This window comes from Mycobacterium sp. SP-6446, from assembly GCF_001954045.1.
GTDB lineage: Bacteria > Actinomycetota > Actinomycetes > Mycobacteriales > Mycobacteriaceae > Mycobacterium.
Map to the genome: position 1 here is coordinate 1 of NZ_MBEM01000139.1, position 1,096 is coordinate 1,096.

Here is a 1,096-nt window from a genome sequence, read left to right on the forward strand (position 1 = left end):
GAGCCCTGCGTCGCAGTCGGCCGTGAACTGCTGCGCCGCGGTCACGACGTGTACATCGCGGTTCCGCCTGACCTGGTCGACTTTGCCGAGTCGGCTGGGCTGTCGGCCGTCGCCTACGGGCCCGATACGCGGGAGTGGTGGAGTTCGCACCGCGACTTCTGGACGCGTGTGTTCCGCAAATTCTGGAAGATCCGAGATCTGGTCAGGTCGTGGCGCGACATCGGGCAGTCCGTCACCCGGCACTGGGAGCAAATCACCGCGACACTGCGGACGCTGGCGGCCGGGTCCGACCTGCTGGTCACGTTTCTGAATTTCGAACAGCCCGCCGCCAATGTCGCCGAGTACTACGACATTCCGCTGGCCACCCTGCATCTCGCCCCGGTGCGGGTCAACGGACAGGTCCTGCCATTCCTGTCACCGTCGCTGGGCCGTTACGCGGTGCGGCTGTACGAGTGGGTGAGTTGGCGCGGGGTGAAGAACTTCGATGACGTGCAGCGCCGCGAACTCGGGCTACCAAAGGCGGCGGGCCTGTGGTCGCGGCGGATCGCCGAGCGCGCATCGCTGGAAATCCAGGCCTACGACGAGGTGTGCTTTCCGGGGCTGGCGGCCGAATGGGCGAAATGGAACGGCCAACGGCCGGTCGTCGGGGCGCTGACGATGGAGTTGACCACGGACGCCGACGAGGAGGTCGCGTCGTGGATCGCCGCGGGAACACCGCCGATTTTCTTCGGCTTCGGCAGCACGCCGGTCAAGTCTCCCGCCGACACCGTCGCCATGATCGGCGCGGCCTGCGCGCAACTGGGCGAACGGGCGCTGATCTGCTCTGCGGACACCGACTTCAGCGACGCCCCGCATTTCGACCACGTCAAAACCGTCGACGCGATGAATTACTCGGCCGCCTTTCCCGCCTGCCGCGCGGTCGTACATCATGGCGGCACCGGAACCACGGCGGCGGGCCTGCGCGCCGGAGTCCCCTCGCTGATCCTTCCGACGTTCGGCGATCAGACGCTCTGGGGAACTCAGGTCAAAAGACTGAAAGTTGGTTCCGCCCGGCGCTTTTCGAGCACCACCCGCGAATCGCTCGTCACGGACCTGC

The 1,096-nt window shown here is 66.6% G+C and carries 1 protein-coding gene; it reads left to right on the top strand.

Translation table 11 applies throughout. The features are described 5' to 3' along the window. On the top strand, window positions 1-1,096 hold a 1,096-nt coding region (locus A5736_RS12830), incomplete at both ends, for a glycosyltransferase (RefSeq protein WP_076246584.1).